Raw genomic sequence first — 15,584 nt, 5'->3', positions numbered from 1 at the left:
TCGGGGTTGGGATTCACCTAGGCACTACTTCTTTATATATAAACAAACCTAAGCAATGCCTTCAGGATCTATGCCTTTTGATTATACCCTCTGATAGAGGTAGACATTTAATCCAGCTTGTTATTCTAGAAACAACAAAAATAAACAACATCAACAAAAAACATTAATAAGAACGGAGCAAAAAAATGGGAATTATTGCTTGGATTGTTTTAGGTCTGATTGCGGGTGCAATTGCTAAAGCCATTTATCCCGGTCATCAAGGCGGCGGTATTCTCGCTACAATGGCGTTAGGTATTTTAGGTGCCCTGGTTGGTGGCTATTTAGGACAAACTTTCCTGGGGATATCGGGAGGCGCAGCCTCGGCACCGTTGACGGTACCTAGTATTGCTTTTGCTGTGCTGGGCGCAATGGTTCTGCTCTTCCTGTGGGGCTTGTTAACTCGGCAGAGCGCTTAGTAAAGGTTCCTTTTTAATTACCATCTAGTATTTAGGAAGCACCCCCAGCTTAGTCTGGGGTATTTTTATTGGTCTATTATTGGTTACAGCAGTCGTTATTTGACTGTGTTCAATAGAGCCAATTTAATCATTTTTGATTAAAAATAAAGCCATTTTAAACAAATTCATAATTGGAGAAGTTGGGATTTTTCTAAGTTATTGTTATTAACACTAAAAATAAGTAATTTACTGATTATAATCGCCAAAAACATAATTTTTGCTTTTAGTTTCACCGATGCAAATAGTAACGGCAGTAGGCTAAAAGCGTTAAATTAACAGTGTTGCTTAAAAATAGAAGGAGATAAAAAATGCTGGAGTTATACCAATTTGAGCTATCCCACTACTCCGAAAAAGTGCGACTGCTGCTGGATTATAAAGGTCTGCCATACCGCAAAATTGAGGTAACACCAGGAGTGGGACAGGTGGAACTGTTCCGGATATCTGGTCAACGACAGGTACCCGTCCTGAAGGATGGCAATACGGTAATTGCTGATTCGACAGCGATCGCTAAGTACCTCGACAAGCAATATCCCGACCGACCGCTGATCCCAGTTGATCCGAAACAAAAGGGACTGTGCTTATTGATCGAAGCGTGGGCAGATGTATCTATCGGTCTCAAAAGTCGTAAGGTGTTATTTGGGGCACTCAGCCAAAATCAGAACTTCCGCACCTCGATTTTACCCAGCAACACGCCAGATGCTGTCAAGACTCTCGTGGGGGCAGTGCCTGGTGAAGTGCTGAATCTTCTAGGTCTTGGTGTCGGATACGGCCCCGATGCCGTACAATCGGCGACAGAGGATCTTCAGCAAGACCTAGAGAGCCTATCCCTGCTACTACTGGAAAGCCCTTACTTAGTCGGCGACTATCCAACCTTGGCAGATTTTGCCGTCGCTGGGCTGAGTATGCTGATTAAATTCCCCTCTGGCCCCTATCTCGACCTTCCCGAAACCCTTAGAGGCAAAGGAATTCCTGGTTTAGCTGACCGTGTCGCCTACGAGACATTTTTCAACTGGCGCGATCGCCTTTATGCCGATTATCGCAAACCCCTGAGTGCCAACACAACCGCCGGAGCCACTGGCTCAACACCGACATCAATTGATATAGATTAGGCAATCCATTTTAGATTTTAGATTTTGGATTGGCTTAAAAATCCAAAATCTAAAATTGAACAAATAGCTAGGTTCCGAGAATTAGGGTAAACTTTGGATGCCTAAGTGTTCTGAAGCGACACAGCTAAAAGACTCCAGAAGCAATTATGGAAATGCCATTAGGGTCGGTGATTCAAGGCTCCCTCAGTCAGGGGCTGGAAGTAAGACTGCATCCCGATATTTCTGTTGAAGATATGCGGGTTGGCAAATTTCTGGTAGTCAAAGGTGCCCGTTCAGACTTCTTCTGTATGCTCACCGACGTTTCGCTGGGCACCTCCAGCCAGCGAATTGTCGCCAATCCTCCCAGTCCTGAGGACACTTTTTTGCAAGCGGTTCTAGCCGGGAGTGGCACCTATGGCACCATCAATCTGACGCCGATGTTAATGCTGACACGAGAAGTAACGAAGTCAGTAGGCGCTTATGTGGTGGGTGCCGAAAATCCCAACGCCAAATCCAACGGTGGAATCGCATCCTTTCAACTGCAAAGTAGCGCTGATGCTGAGATGGAGTTGATGCCCGTTAAGACAATTCCCAGTCACTTCAGCCAGGTTTATGATGCTACAGAACGCGATTTCCGCGCCGTCTTTGGCTGGGAAGATGACCCCACTCGGTGCAACTTCGCCATCGGTCAACCCTTGGATATGGATGTGCCCGTATGTCTGGATTTACACCGATTCGTGGAACGCAGCAACGGCGTCTTCGGGAAATCCGGCACCGGCAAATCCTTTCTCACCCGCCTACTCTTGTCTGGCATCATCCGCAGGCAGGCAGCGGTCAATTTAATTTTTGATATGCACTCGGAATATGGCTGGGAAGCCGTCCGCGAAGGCAAACACTTCAGCACTGTCAAAGGCTTGCGGCAGCTATTCCCCGGACAGGTGCAAATTTACACCCTCGACCCCCAATCTACCAAGCGGCGGGGTGTGCGTGACTCCCAGGAACTTTACCTCAGCTACGACCAAATTGAAGTCCAAGACATCATGCTGGTGCGGAATGAGTTAGGTCTTTCCGAAGCGGCTTTGGACAATGCCAATATTCTCCACGCCGAGTTTGGCAACTCCTGGATTATCCAACTGTTGAATATGACCAACGAGGAAATCCAGATGTTCTGCGAGGAGAAGAAGGGTCATAAGGGTTCAATTATGGCGTTGCAGCGCAAACTGATGCGCCTGGAAAATCTCAAATATCTGCGAACTACCTGTCCCCACAACTACGTCAATCAAATTTTGCAATGCCTTGATGCGGGTCAGCACGTAGTGATTGAGTTTGGTTCTCAGTCAGATATGCTCTCCTATATGCTGGTGACGAATATGATCACCCGCCGCATTCACAAAGCTTATGTGAACAAATCTGAATTGTTTTTGCAGACCAAAAACCCGATCGATCGTCCTCAGCAGCTAGTCATTACTATAGAAGAAGCCCACCGCTTCCTTGACTCAGCCATTGTGCAAAGTACCATTTTTGGTACGATTGCCCGCGAGATGCGAAAATATTTTGTCACCCTTCTGGTGGTAGATCAGCGTCCCTCTGGAATTGATAATGAGGTGATGTCCCAGATTGGTACTCGCATCACTGCTTTGCTAAACGATGACAAAGACATCGACGCCATTTTTACCGGCGTCTCTGGCGGGATGAGTCTGCGTTCCGTTCTGTCAAAGCTGGATTCTAAGCAACAAGCTTTAATTTTGGGTCACGCGGTTCCGATGCCGGTCGTGGTGCGGACTCGTCCTTACGATGAAACGTTTTACAGAGAAATTGGCGATACTTGCTGGGAAGAGATGCCAGACGATGAAGTGTTCGCTGCGGCTGAAGCGGCTAAAGCTGATATTGGTTTTTAATCCGTAGTCAATAATCAAATGACTATTGACTACGGACTTCTAGATAAAAATAGTTCGGTTATCCCACAACGGCTAGAGTACCCATTGAAGGGTTTTCCGTGGATGATTATATATATAGGGCAAAGATAGGACGCTTTTAGCTAATGGTTTTCCGGGTGGCATTTAAGGGTTAACAGGAATTTGCCAGAGCAGCAAGTTTAACCCAATCGGATGAACCTTTCAACCTGGAGCGTCGTCTATCATTAGTGATACGATAGAAATGTAAAGCAAACTCATACCGACTTTGACTTTTTAGCCTTTGTTACCTATCAGGAGTGGCTAAATGGGGGTCGATACCAGCTCTTTGAGGCATCCCCCAGCCGAAATCTTGACGATTCGCTTTTCGTGTGTTATGTTTGCCTATTCAACTGGGTAGGCTATCTTTACAACTTTTGCAGGATGTGTTCCACCGATTGACCTAGCTACTCTTATTGTAAGAGCTGGCAATCTCCCGCTAAGGTCAATCCCTGCTACAGAATTGTTGCTTGTTTACGGAGTCACCACTCACTCATGCCCACTGCCAACACCCAAAAAAAGACGACTAAACAACCCACGTTTACGGCTGATATGGTTCGCACCTATCTGCATGAGATTGGGCGCGTGCCCCTGCTGACCCACGAACAAGAGATTGTCTTCGGCAAGCAGGTGCAGCAAATGATGGCGCTGCTGGAGGCGAAGGAGACCTTGGCTGAGACATTGCAGCGGGAACCGACTCATCAAGAGTGGGCAGACCATGTTAGCTTGAGTGAACCCGAACTCGACCGGATAATCAACCTGGGAACGCGGGCGAAGCGCAAGATGATAGAAGCTAACTTGCGTCTAGTGGTAGCGATCGCCAAGAAGTACCAGAAGCGTAACATGGAATTCCTGGATTTGATTCAGGAAGGTACTCTAGGCTTGGAACGCGGCGTCGAGAAATTTGACCCGATGCGCGGTTACAAGTTTTCGACCTACGCCTACTGGTGGATTCGCCAAGCGATTACTCGCGCGATCGCTCAGCAAGCACGGGCGATTCGTTTACCCATCCACATCACCGAAAAGCTTAACAAAATTAAGCGGGTGCAACGCGAACTAGCCCAGACGCTTGGTCGCAGCGCTACCCCCGGTGAAATCGCTAAGGCGTTGGATTTAGAACCCGCGTTGATCCGCGAGTACTTGAATATCGCCCGTCAACCGATTTCTCTGGATGTGCGCGTCGGCGATAACCAGGATACTGAACTGCAAGACCTTCTGGAAGATGAGGGACCAACCCCTGACCATTATATGACCCAGGAGTCGTTGCGGCAAGACCTGGACGATCTTCTGGCAGAACTAACCCCACAGCAGCGGGAAGTGCTAACCCTGCGCTTTGGCTTGGACGATGGCAACGAGCTATCTCTGGCGAAAGTCGGCGAACGCCTGAGCCTCAGCCGCGAACGGGTACGCCAGCTAGAACACCAAGCCCTCGCCCATCTGCGCCGTCGTCAGGCGAATGTCCGCGAGTATATTGCTGCTAGTTAATTGTAGAGGCGGGATTGACCGGCTATGCTCCTGCCTCCCACATCATCCCATAGCGATCGCTCCTAAACCCGTCCTTACAACTAAGTAAGGGCGGGTTTTTCAGTCATTTCAATCCCCGCATTTTTGAGTCACTGTCGAGTAGATGTACCTACCTGCTGAAATTTTTTTGCAGTAGTCTAAAAACCGTTACCGCTCTTTTTTGTATTTTTGTAAAGTTTCGTAAAGCATTTCGGGAACTCAAACTGGTGCGGGTGAAGTCATCCACAGTTAAGAGACAAGCCCGCACTGACGCAATTTGGGAAAGCTAATAAAACGGGTGAATAAAGTGAGTATAAATACGCCTTCTGATTCCAGAAGGCGATTTAATGTCCGGGAATCAAAGATGAATGCGTCGCTTGTCTTAACAAAAAAACTCCTTTCGGATGACCCACGATTCATTCAAATGGGTGAAGCTTTACACCTGAGAAATTAGCTACTTTTTAACTAGATGCTTGAGGGTATCTGCTCTTAATTGCTAGGGGGAAACTACGGTGCTTAACAAGTTATATCAGCAATTTATATCTCGGCTTCCGCTTGAAGTACCTGCCCTAGGATTACTTCTAACCATGAGCTTCGCAACCAGTACAGTTGCTTTGCAGGCACCAACATCCTTAAGTAAAGTGGGAATAGTTGGCACAAATTCCGTTGCTCTTGCACAAGTGCCAGCATCAGACACCTCAGTGGGTGACGGAATTTATGTGTATGGTAGCTCCCAAAAGCCAGAAGAGATTGGTCAAGAATATCTAGTATTTGAGGCGCGTCAGGGAAAAGTAAGGGGTGCGTTTTATATGCCTTCCTCAGAATATAGTTGTTTTTCCGGCAAGGTTGAGGCACAGCAAATTAATCTAACCGTTCAAGATCCCTACGACAGTACAACCTATTCTCACTCAATTGCCCTCAGCGAAGCCCCCCCAGTCGCCTCAGTCGATAGCCGGTTGCCAATTGAGGATAGTTTACAACTCCAGGGATATCACCCAATTAACAAAATTAGCGCTAACGACCAGCAAATGTTGAAAGCTTGTCAAGCTAACTTCTAACAATAAGTAAGCTTTGGCGGTGGAAATCAAAGTAACTCTGTTCAAGGTTGGTAATTGTCAGTAGTTTGTTCAGGACTCGCCGCACATCACCACATCTATGAGGGCAACCACAGGGGGATTGAACCCGAAAAAACGCTATATGTATAAGCTTTGCGTAAGTCCTGTTGTTGCTACTAACCAATGACCAAAAAACAATTAACTCCTCTAAAAACCCGTTTTCTTGAAGAAAACGGGTTTCTTGATTTTTTGAACTTCAAAACTCGATTCCTGGCTGCGCTTTGACGCCCTGTTCCCGGAACGGATGCTTAACGAGCGTCATTTCCGTTACCAAGTCAGCTCGCTCAATCAGGGCTGCTGGGGCACCTCTACCGGTGAGAATAACGTGAGAATCCGCAGGCTTATCCTCCAACCCAGCTAGCACTTCCTCAACGCTCAAATAGCCGAGTTTCAAAGCTACGTTGATTTCATCCAACAGCACTAGCTTAAATTCAGGATTGCGGATAAAGCTTAGTCCAGTTTCCCAAGCCTGATGCGCTTTCTGGATATCTCGCTGTTGGTCTTGAGTTTCCCAGGTGAAGCCTTCTCCCATCGCGTGGAACTCTAGCTGACCTTCCCAGCGACCGAGGACAGCTTTCTCAGCGGGTTCCCAGGCTCCTTTGATGAATTGTACGATCCCGACTCGATAGCCGTGACCAAGCGATCGCAATACCATCCCCAAAGCAGCAGTGGTTTTTCCCTTGCCATTGCCTGTATTAACAATAATTAAGCCTTTCTCCTGAGATGCCTTTGCCACCCGCTGCTCTTGAACTTCCTTGCGCCGCTGCATCTTGCGCTGGTATTGTTCTGGAGTTAGTGATGATGTCTCTGTCTCAGGTAAGTCAGCAGATTCTAAATTTTTATTTACATCGGTCGGGGTAGGAGTTGTCATCAAGTCTGCCTAGAAAAAACTTTCATACCTATTAAAATAGCCCCAAAGGGATATGCATCAGGATCGGCCATCGGCAATTTATTCCCATTGGAGGGAATTGTTCCCAGTCATCACTTCAAGATCGGAGGGCATAACCCCCCTTCCATTTTGCCTATAAATTCAGCAACACTGATTTCAGTATAAATTTACTCACCTTCATTTAAAACCTATGTCTTTAACCTTATCAATGCCTTCTGAACAAGGTGTAGAGCAACTTAATCTTAATTTGGAGTCCACATTGCAGGGATTAACCCTGTATGAGGCTTGCATTGAATACAACCACACAGCCGCAGCAGTTCTCAGGCTTTTCGAGGAAAACCCGCTACTACCGGGTTTGATCCTTATGGATAAAAACCAACTGGTTGGGATGATCAGTCGCCGGCGTTTTTTTGAATATCTGAGCCGTCGTTACAGCTTGGAGTTACTGTCGAAACGAAGTTTGCGATCGCTCTATGAATTCAACCATACCGAAATTCTGGTTTTTCCCAGTTATACTTCCATTACCGCAGCGGTACGGGAGTCTTTGAGGCGATCGCCTGAATTGATCTATGAACCGATCATCGTACAAACAGCACCCGGAATTTATAAATTGTTAGACGTGCATCAACTTCTGCTGGCTCAGTCAGAGGTGCATGAAATTACAATGGCAGCGTATAAGCAAATGGGATTGGCGCTGCAACAGGCAAAAAACCAACTTTTAGCCGTCTTAGATGCCGTGCCTGGATTTGTCTCCTGGATTAGTTCCGATTTACAATACCTGGGCGTCAACCAGCATTTAGCTGCATCCTTTAACTTGTCTTCAGAGGAATTTGTCGGTCAGGAACTTAGCTGTTTTGACAGTAGCTCCAACTTTAGTGAATTTGTGGAGCAATTTTTTGCTTCCCCGACTAAAACAACCTCTCAGGAAGTGACCGCAGAAGTTGACGGCAATATCAAAAATTATCTCATGGTGGCGCAGAAATACAATCAAGATCAAGCTGCTGTCACAGTGGGAATTGATATTACCAAACGCAAGCGATTAGAAGAAAAACTGCGAGCATCGCTTGAGCGAGAAAAAGAACTCGGCAACCTAAAATCTCGCTTTATCTCCATGACTTCCCATGAATTCCGCACTCCCCTGAGTACGATCCTCTCTTCTGCCGAATTATTGGAACACTACAGCAACAATTGGTCTGAAGAGAAAAAACTCATCCACCTGCATCGCATTCAAATCGCTGTTAAGCACATGATTGGACTGCTTGATGATGTATTAGTCATTGGTGAAGCCGAAGCCGGACGGTCGGACTTCAAACCTGAACCGCTGCATCTGGAAGAATTTTGTATTGAATTAGTGAAAGAATTGCAACTGAATGAGGGCAATTCTCGTCCGATAAACTTAATTAATCACTGCAAATCTATCTCATTTTTTCTAGATGAGAAATTGCTGCGACATATCCTCAGCAATCTCCTTTCAAACGCTATAAAATATTCACCTGAAGGGAGTCCGGTTAGATTTGAAATCGCCCAGCAAAAAAATGCAATAGTCTTCCAAATTGAAGACAAGGGAATTGGTATTCCTCTGCAAGATCGCCAGTGCTTATTTGAATTATTCCATCGAGCGACGAATGTCGGCAACATCCCTGGAACAGGTTTAGGGTTGGCAATCGTTAAGAAGTGTGTGGATATTCACGGGGGTGAGATTACCGTTAAGAGTAAAGTAGGTGTAGGCACCAAATTTAAAGTAAGACTACCACTGAAGAGTGCTGTAGGGGCGAGGTCTTCCCGCCCGTGCTAAGTGAGGCTTTCTTGCAAGAGAAAGTCCGAAGTATTCATTTAAAAGGAAAGTTTGGGTGTATTGAAGAAAGTGCCCCTAACAAACTCAAAACTCATTAAAGCTGATAAGCTGTTGTGCATTGAAATTGAACAATCCTAGCGAACATCTTGTCCGCACTCCTGGGAACTTACATTTTTAATTTTTAATTGTTAATTGCTTACCTGCTAGCCAATCGCTGATATGACAAAGATTCTGGTAATTGAAGATGAAGTCTCTATCAGAGAGAACATTCTGGAGTTGTTAGAAGCAGAGGGATTTGACGCCATTGAAGCCGAAAATGGTCAAATAGGGTTGCAGTTGGCTCAAACAGAAATCCCCGATTTAATTCTCTGTGATGCGCTAATGCCTGAACTAGACGGTTATGGCGTTCTGAAGGGACTTCGCTCTAACCCTGTCACCGCGACGATTCCCTTCATCTTTCTCACCGCCAAAGCGGCTAAAACCGATCGGCGTCAAGGGATGGAATTGGGTGCAGACGATTACCTTACCAAGCCGTTTACTAGAGCGGAATTACTAGGAGCGATCGCGGCGCGGATGGAAAAACAGGCAGCGATTGAGCGACATTCGCAAAAAAAACTCGATGATTTACGCAGCAATATCTCCTTCTCCCTCCCTCACGAACTCCATACTCCCCTCAATGGCATTTTGTGTTCTTCGCAAATGCTCATTGATGAAGCCGACTCCTTAGAACCGCAAGAAATTCTAGAAATGGCAGTCGATATTCGTACCTCTGCCGAACGTTTATCTAAGTTAGTCCAGAATTTTTTACTCTACGCTCAATTAGAGGTAATCGTAACCGATCCGCTTCAGATAGCGGATCTCCGACAAAACAGCCGAACTGATTCAGCTAAGAGCGCGATCGCAGAAGCGGCAATTAAAAAAGCCAAGCAGGCTTTTCGGGAAATGGATTTGGAATTAGACCTCCAAGAAGCTGCCGTCTTCATTTCAGAGCCAAAATTGCGAAAAATTGTGGAAGAACTGATAGACAATGCCTGTAAATTTTCGTCTCCCAACACCGCAATTCGCGTTGCCACTCGATGTAAAAATAGCGCTTTTGTACTATCTGTGAGCAACTTCGGACAGGGGATGACACCAGAGCAAATTGCGACAATTGGAGCCTATATGCGATTTGAGCGCAAACTCGCTTCACAGCAAGGCTCTGGTTTGGGATTGCTCATTGTTAAACGCCTAGTCGAACTACACGCTGGAGAATTATCAATTGAGAGTATTTCCGCTCAAAAAACCATTGTGAGTGTTGCCCTGCCCATGTGAATAAATTTAACGCCATGTGCAATTTATATCAGAACTGTTATCAGTAAATAGAGCAGGACTTACGGAACTTGCGCGACATCTGAGGGCAACCACAGGGGGATTGAACCGACAAGAACGCTATATGTATAAGCTTTGCGTAAGTCCTGTAGAGGTAAAAAAACGGCAACATTCAACCTTTCTCTACGCGAACTTTAGTGTTTTTTCGCTCTAACCGAACCGTATTGCCCCCTGCCCCTCTCCTTGCAGGGGCTAGGGGAGAAATTTAATGTTTGATTTTGCATACCTAATTGATTGCTAATCGCTCATAACTTTTAACAATTAGCCATGAACGATTAGCTATTAGCGATTATTTTGTCTTAATTCAACCACGGAAACTGACTAGAAGCAGCGTCGGGTTCTTCAACTAAACGAGCCATATCCCCCTGGTAGTTCTCGTTAACGAAAATCGCTTTACTCTTCAAATGTTCGGGTACATAGCGGAGGTTGACAGGTATACCGTGCGCTAGCATAAATTCTGCCAGATGATCGGGATGAATGTACAAACCTTCTGCATGAAGCCGTTGCAACATTTCCTCAAAAGTAGGCCAATGGTTATGGTGCTGGAGCTGAGATGCTGATTGAACGCTAGCTGCATTGCGAGAGGAAAGATTGCTTGCCATCTTGTCGTATTGACTGGACTGAGACAAAATCCTTCTCTGGATTAAAGCCATGAGAATGACCTTTTTCCAGTTTACAAAAATTTTAGATTTATTGAATTGTGGCGATCGCTTTTGCTATGTTCGCAGGGATCTCCGCAACACCCGTATGATGGCAATTATGAAATCTCAGCCCGCCACCGTCAGTTCTTTAGTGGTAAAGGAAAAAATCCCATGATTTTAGGCAAAATTGCCATCATTCAAGGTGATATTACCCAGCAAAAGGTAGATGCGATTGTCAACGCGGCGAATACCTCCTTACTGGGTGGCGGCGGCGTCGATGGGGCAATTCACCGCGCCGCTGGACCAGAATTGTTGACAGAATGTCGCCATCTGAAGGGCTGTGCTACTGGTGAAGCAAAGATTACCAAAGGTTACAATCTCCCCGCCGCGTGGGTAATTCACACAGTTGGCCCAATTTGGCGGGGGGGCGATCGCCAGGAAGATGAGCTGCTAGCCAGATGTTATCGCAACTGTCTGGCTTTGGCGGAGCAATCTGAGATACGCAGCATCGCCTTCCCAGCTATCAGCACGGGTGTCTATGGGTTCCCGATGGAACGCGCCACCAGAATTGCTGTAACTGAGGTTAAGAAGTTTCTGGAGCGCACTACCTCAGTAGAGCAGGCGATTTTCGTTTGCTTTGGGGATAGTGCTTATAATTCTTACTCGGCTGCGATGAAAGAAATTATTTAAGACAAGGTAGCGATCGCCTGAAAAAATCCTGAGTGCTGTAAGGACGGGGTCTCCCCGGCTATGCTAAGTAGAATTGAGTCAGACAATGGATGGAGCGATCGCGCTCACTGCTTACCCTACAAAATTATCTGCGTGAGAATGCAACGAGTGCTCTAGCGCTAGCTCTCATTTATATTTTCCCCACACTTATATTTTTCCGGCTCCAGTTGGATTTCTCGCTCGCTTTTGCTGGTTATAGTTGACAATGCGGTTCATTCTTTTAAAAGTAAAAAATGTCACAACTGCCCGGTAACAAAATCGCACCCGCCCCGATGCCGACGGCAATTAATGTTGTCGATCTGATTGATGGTTACTTCAGCGCCTACAACTCAGCTCGTCTGCGGGAAATGTGTCACTTGCTCAGCCGTGAGGTAATGCGCGAGGGCGTCACAGTCGGAGTCAGCCTATCAGGCGCGATGACCCCAGCTGGAATGGGTGTGGGAATTTTGGCTCCCCTGATTCGCAACGGTTTTATTGACTGGATGATCAGCACGGGTGCCAATCTTTACCACGATATGCATTTCGGGTTAGGTTTCGACCTCTACGCGGGGAATCCGTTTGCAGATGATGTGAAATTGCGCCAAGAAGGCACCATTCGCATTTATGACATTATCTTTGGCTACGATGTGCTGCTGGAAACTGATGCCTTCATCCGAAAGATTTTGCAAGCAGAACCGTTCCAAAAACGGATGGGAACTGCTGAATTTCACTACCTGCTCGGCAAGTATGTCCGGGAAGTGGAAAAGCAGTTGGGAGTGAAAAATTCCTGCTTGTTAGCGACAGCTTATGAATGCGGTGTCCCCATTTATACTTCTTCTCCGGGGGATAGTTCGATTGGGATGAACGTAGCGGCATTGTCCCTGGAAGGCTCAAACTTAGTGCTAGATCCAGCCATCGATGTGAATGAGACAGCAGCGATCGCCTACTGCGCTCGTGAAACCGGCAACCCAGACGTAGAGGGCAAAAGCGCCGCCGTGATTATTGGCGGTGGCAGTCCCAAAAACTTCCTGCTGCAAACCCAACCGCAACTTCACGAAGTGCTGGGACTAGAGGAACGAGGTCACGATTACTTCGTACAAGTCACCGATGCTCGTCCTGATACCGGCGGACTCTCTGGTGCAACACCCAGCGAAGCCGTTAGCTGGGGCAAGATTGACCCCGAAGAGTTACCCAGCACCATTGTCTGTTACACCGACAGCACAATAGCTCTGCCCCTCATCGCCGCCTACGTGATGAACCAATGTCAGCCCCGCCCCCTGAAGCGCCTGTACGATCGTCGAGAAGAAATGTTCTCAAAATTGCGGACGGACTATCAAGCAGCTAAAACTCAACCCTCCGATGAAATTCCCGCCGTTGTCGAAAATGCTTCTGAACAACCTGTAGCAACCTATCCCTGCGGCAGGCTAATTCCCAATACCCAGTAGCAGCCTGCTTTTGGAGCAAGCTCCCCCTAGTTGATGCAACCAGGGGGATTTTTTATTCCGTTTTACGCTCGGTAAACTACTTGATTTTTGCTCAAAGAAGGCTTAATTTATCATTATTAAAGGGAATTCAACTGTTTAATAATATCTTAATAAAAGTTATTGAAATAGGGGGTTTAGTAAATTTACGGATCGTCTAGAATTCTAAAAATATTTCAGTGAAAATACTGAGACTTGTTATTTCTATATAGTGTTATTAATTAAATTAATAGGCTTTTTTATAAAAACTATTTATAAATGTAAACTCCAGTTTTCGCTAAAGTAAAGCGAACTTTTGCAAGAAGGAATCAGAATTATGACCGCCCAACCTATGACGATTACTGCTTTTGCTAGCAAGCTGACTGCTTTGAAGCAAGCTCGCTTTAGTGGGCGGCTGTTCCTGAAAGGTACTTTGGGGCAAGAGTGGACTCTTTACTTCTACCTGGGGCGGATTTTGTACGCGACTGGAGGAACTCATCCAGTTAGAAGGTGGCAAAGACATTTAGGAATTCATTGTTCTAATGTTAGCCTGAATCAGCTAAACTTACCGGCTGATATTTCTAAATTTTCTTCTGAAGCTGGCAAGACTTCTTGGGAATATTATTTGTTGTGTTTATGGTTAAAGCAACAACGAATTACCCGCGAACAAGTTGTAAAAATGATTCAAGGTATCGTTATTGAAGTATTGTTTGATATCACTCAAGAGATACCAAAAGCGTTACAAATCAAGCAAGAAAATCCCTTAGCTCCCCAATTATTATTGATTGATGCCGAACAAGCGATCGCTAAAACTCAAGAAATTTGGCAAGCCTGGAAAATCGCCAAAATTTCTGATGTGCTTCCCAATCGAGCGCCGTCGATCAAGCAACCAGAACAACTCCAGCAAAAAACATCGCCTACCGTTTATAAATCTCTGACATTGTTATTAGATGGGCAAAGAACCTTGCGAGATATTGCAGTTCAAACTAAGCGCAATGTTGCGGAAGTAACCCGTTCCCTATTGCCTTACATTGAAACTGGATTAGTAGAGTTAAGTGATATTTCTGATTTAGCAAATCCGCTGGCTCCGACTTCTTCAGGATTACCTGTTAAAAATCCTCCGACTTCTTCAGGCATAACACCCGCTCAAGTGGCGACTCGGAAACCGCTGATTGCTTGTGTGGATGACAGTCCGTTGGTTTGCAAAAACATGGAAAAGATCCTTACGTCAGCCGGGTATCAATTTTTGGCAATACCAGATTCGATGCGAGCGATCGCCACTTTATTAAACCGCAAACCCCACATCATCTTTTTAGACTTGGTAATGCCCAATACTAACGGCTATGAAATTTGTACCCAATTGCGTAAAGTTTCTGCTTTCCGAGACACCCCGATTATTATCTTGACGGGAAATGACGGTATCATTGACCGAGTCCGGGCTAAGGTTGTCGGAGCTTCAGATTTCATGGGGAAACCCGTCAATGCAGAAAAGGTACTAGCGGTAACAAACAAGTACCTCAAGCACCTCAAAAACAGTTCCCTCGTGGTTAGTTGATTTTTGTTTTTCCTAGGAGGTTAATACAATGCATACTGCTTTAATCGTTGAAGATACTTTAACTGAAAGGGAAACTTTTGCTAGCTGCTTGCGGCGAGGTGGATTAAATGTTTTAACAGCAAATACCGGAGAAGAAGCCTTAGAAAAAATCAGTAATCATAAACCTGATGTAATCATTCTAGACGTTGTATTGCCCGGTCGTAGCGGCTTTGAACTCTGCCGCGAACTCAAAGCAGATGCAGAAACTAGCAAAATTCCAGTCGTGATGTGTTCCACAAAAGGCACTGATTTGGATAAATTTTGGGGCATGAAACAAGGAGCAGATGCCTACATTCCCAAGCCAGTCGATCAAGAGGAACTACTGCGTACTGTTAATCAATTAATTAAAGGTTAGGGAAAATCTTCGTCAGCACCGTCAAGAGATAAGCAATGGAATCTGAATTTGTGTCTGGAAAAACTTTAATTGAACAATTTGAAACTCCAACCGCAGAACATAAAGCAGTAGTGGGAGAGCAATTTTTGCGGTTTCATCTTTTTCCTGACATTACCGCACTATTCCCCATGCATCAGATGACAGAGGTGCTGACAATTCCAGTTGGTCAAATTGTCCCCATTCCTCATATGCCAGCTTGGGTGATGGGAGTTTATAACTGGCGCGGTGAGATTTTATGGATAGCGGATCTCGGTCATTTGGTAGGGCTTACTCCCTTATACTTACAGGCAATTAACCGAGCAACCTACACAGTCATTGTGATTCATGGGGAACAGCAAATCCTTGGCAAACAGCGAACTGGTAGCCAAATCACAGGAAAAAAGATGCTGGGATTGGTTGTGAATCGAGTGGAAGACATCGAAAGTTGCGCTCCAGATTTAATTCAATCTCCCCCACAATCATTTGTCACCCCGGAACTGGTGCCATTTTTACGTGGATATTGGCTGAAATCAAATGGTGAAATACTGGTGGTTCTAGAGGGAGAATCCATCATGGCTGAAATGCCTAAGCCAGAAGTTTGAAT

The 15,584-nt window shown here is 45.8% G+C and carries 15 protein-coding genes; 13 read left to right on the top strand and 2 right to left on the bottom strand.

Features of this window, described 5'->3' with window-relative positions:
- Window positions 1-185 precede the first annotated feature (185 nt).
- The 5 genes from AC2VDX_RS07470 to AC2VDX_RS07450 all read left to right on the top strand — a co-directional run bounded on the left by AC2VDX_RS07470 (window position 186) and on the right by AC2VDX_RS07450 (window position 6,095).
- Window positions 186-455, top strand: coding sequence for a GlsB/YeaQ/YmgE family stress response membrane protein (locus AC2VDX_RS07470; RefSeq protein WP_378177616.1), 270 nt, complete (start codon window positions 186-188; stop codon window positions 453-455).
- Between the two features lie 347 nt (window positions 456-802).
- Window positions 803-1,603 (top strand): glutathione S-transferase, encoded by an 801-nt coding sequence (locus AC2VDX_RS07465; RefSeq protein WP_378177619.1) that lies wholly within the window; start codon window positions 803-805, stop codon window positions 1,601-1,603.
- A 146-nt stretch (window positions 1,604-1,749) separates the two neighbouring features.
- Entirely contained in the window at window positions 1,750-3,480 is a 1,731-nt protein-coding gene (locus tag AC2VDX_RS07460) for a helicase HerA domain-containing protein (protein WP_378177621.1), read from the top strand.
- 549 nt (window positions 3,481-4,029) lie between these two features.
- Entirely contained in the window at window positions 4,030-5,019 is a 990-nt protein-coding gene (locus AC2VDX_RS07455) for an RNA polymerase sigma factor, RpoD/SigA family (RefSeq protein WP_378177623.1), read from the top strand.
- Between the two features lie 605 nt (window positions 5,020-5,624).
- Window positions 5,625-6,095 carry a hypothetical protein gene (locus AC2VDX_RS07450; RefSeq protein WP_378177625.1) on the top strand — a complete coding sequence of 157 codons (471 nt, stop codon included), beginning with the start codon at window positions 5,625-5,627 and terminating at the stop codon, window positions 6,093-6,095.
- Between the two features lie 253 nt (window positions 6,096-6,348).
- On the opposite strand, the gene cobO is transcribed toward AC2VDX_RS07450, so the two are convergent.
- A complete protein-coding gene (cobO, locus tag AC2VDX_RS07445) occupies window positions 6,349-7,023 on the bottom strand; it encodes a cob(I)yrinic acid a,c-diamide adenosyltransferase (RefSeq protein ID WP_378177627.1) in 675 nt (224 codons plus the stop codon).
- A gap of 208 nt (window positions 7,024-7,231) precedes the next feature.
- Between cobO and AC2VDX_RS07440 the strand changes: the two genes are divergently transcribed.
- Window positions 7,232-8,836: a sensor histidine kinase gene (locus AC2VDX_RS07440; protein WP_378177629.1), complete on the top strand. Its 1,605-nt coding sequence runs from the start codon at window positions 7,232-7,234 to the stop codon at window positions 8,834-8,836.
- Window positions 8,837-9,055: 219 nt separating this feature from the next.
- Window positions 9,056-10,147, top strand: a complete 1,092-nt coding sequence (locus tag AC2VDX_RS07435; RefSeq protein WP_378177631.1) for a hybrid sensor histidine kinase/response regulator — start codon at window positions 9,056-9,058, stop codon at window positions 10,145-10,147.
- Window positions 10,148-10,503: 356 nt separating this feature from the next.
- Here the strand turns inward: AC2VDX_RS07435 and AC2VDX_RS07430 are convergent, their stop codons facing one another.
- Window positions 10,504-10,857: a hypothetical protein gene (locus AC2VDX_RS07430; RefSeq protein WP_378177633.1), complete on the bottom strand. Its 354-nt coding sequence runs from the start codon at window positions 10,855-10,857 to the stop codon at window positions 10,504-10,506.
- Between AC2VDX_RS07430 and AC2VDX_RS07425 the strand changes: the two genes are divergently transcribed.
- The 6 genes from AC2VDX_RS07425 (at window position 10,856) to AC2VDX_RS07400 (ending at window position 15,582) form a co-directional block, all read left to right on the top strand.
- On the top strand, window positions 10,856-11,020 hold the full coding sequence (locus AC2VDX_RS07425; protein ID WP_486928130.1) for a hypothetical protein: 165 nt from the start codon (window positions 10,856-10,858) through the stop codon (window positions 11,018-11,020). The two genes, AC2VDX_RS07430 and AC2VDX_RS07425, sit on opposite strands and share 2 nt — an antisense overlap.
- Entirely contained in the window at window positions 11,017-11,535 is a 519-nt protein-coding gene (locus AC2VDX_RS07420) for an O-acetyl-ADP-ribose deacetylase (RefSeq protein ID WP_378177635.1), read from the top strand. The genes AC2VDX_RS07425 and AC2VDX_RS07420 overlap by 4 nt, the downstream gene beginning before the upstream one ends.
- 272 nt (window positions 11,536-11,807) lie before the next feature.
- Window positions 11,808-12,998 carry a homospermidine biosynthesis protein gene (locus AC2VDX_RS07415; RefSeq protein WP_378177638.1) on the top strand — a complete coding sequence of 397 codons (1,191 nt, stop codon included), beginning with the start codon at window positions 11,808-11,810 and terminating at the stop codon, window positions 12,996-12,998.
- 352 nt (window positions 12,999-13,350) lie between these two features.
- On the top strand, window positions 13,351-14,568 hold the full coding sequence (locus AC2VDX_RS07410; RefSeq protein WP_378177641.1) for a response regulator: 1,218 nt from the start codon (window positions 13,351-13,353) through the stop codon (window positions 14,566-14,568).
- Window positions 14,569-14,596: 28 nt separating this feature from the next.
- The gene (locus AC2VDX_RS07405) at window positions 14,597-14,962 is read left to right on the top strand and encodes a response regulator transcription factor (protein ID WP_378177644.1); all 366 of its coding nucleotides are present in this window, start codon (window positions 14,597-14,599) and stop codon (window positions 14,960-14,962) included.
- Window positions 14,963-14,997: 35 nt separating this feature from the next.
- Entirely contained in the window at window positions 14,998-15,582 is a 585-nt protein-coding gene (locus tag AC2VDX_RS07400; protein WP_378177647.1) for a chemotaxis protein CheW, read from the top strand.
- Window positions 15,583-15,584 lie beyond the last annotated feature (2 nt).

Source organism: Coleofasciculus sp. H7-1, assembly GCF_057473865.1.
Note: the sequence above shows the minus strand (reverse complement) of the source record. Positions and strands in the feature narration are given on the sequence as shown.

Bases quoted from the DNA above. Each gene is read 5' to 3' on its own strand.
- AC2VDX_RS07470 (WP_378177616.1), top strand. From the start codon at position 186: ATGGGAATTATTGCTTGGATTGTTTTAGGTCTGATTGCGGGTGCAATT.
- AC2VDX_RS07465 (WP_378177619.1), top strand. From the start codon at position 803: ATGCTGGAGTTATACCAATTTGAGCTATCCCACTACTCCGAAAAAGTG.
- AC2VDX_RS07460 (WP_378177621.1), top strand. From the start codon at position 1,750: ATGGAAATGCCATTAGGGTCGGTGATTCAAGGCTCCCTCAGTCAGGGG.
- AC2VDX_RS07455 (WP_378177623.1), top strand. From the start codon at position 4,030: ATGCCCACTGCCAACACCCAAAAAAAGACGACTAAACAACCCACGTTT.
- AC2VDX_RS07450 (WP_378177625.1), top strand. From the start codon at position 5,625: ATGAGCTTCGCAACCAGTACAGTTGCTTTGCAGGCACCAACATCCTTA.
- cobO (WP_378177627.1), bottom strand. From the start codon at position 7,023: ATGACAACTCCTACCCCGACCGATGTAAATAAAAATTTAGAATCTGCT.
- AC2VDX_RS07440 (WP_378177629.1), top strand. From the start codon at position 7,232: ATGTCTTTAACCTTATCAATGCCTTCTGAACAAGGTGTAGAGCAACTT.
- AC2VDX_RS07435 (WP_378177631.1), top strand. From the start codon at position 9,056: ATGACAAAGATTCTGGTAATTGAAGATGAAGTCTCTATCAGAGAGAAC.
- AC2VDX_RS07425 (WP_486928130.1), top strand. From the start codon at position 10,856: ATGAGAATGACCTTTTTCCAGTTTACAAAAATTTTAGATTTATTGAAT.
- AC2VDX_RS07430 (WP_378177633.1), bottom strand. From the start codon at position 10,857: ATGGCTTTAATCCAGAGAAGGATTTTGTCTCAGTCCAGTCAATACGAC.
- AC2VDX_RS07420 (WP_378177635.1), top strand. From the start codon at position 11,017: ATGATTTTAGGCAAAATTGCCATCATTCAAGGTGATATTACCCAGCAA.
- AC2VDX_RS07415 (WP_378177638.1), top strand. From the start codon at position 11,808: ATGTCACAACTGCCCGGTAACAAAATCGCACCCGCCCCGATGCCGACG.
- AC2VDX_RS07410 (WP_378177641.1), top strand. From the start codon at position 13,351: ATGACCGCCCAACCTATGACGATTACTGCTTTTGCTAGCAAGCTGACT.
- AC2VDX_RS07405 (WP_378177644.1), top strand. From the start codon at position 14,597: ATGCATACTGCTTTAATCGTTGAAGATACTTTAACTGAAAGGGAAACT.
- AC2VDX_RS07400 (WP_378177647.1), top strand. From the start codon at position 14,998: ATGGAATCTGAATTTGTGTCTGGAAAAACTTTAATTGAACAATTTGAA.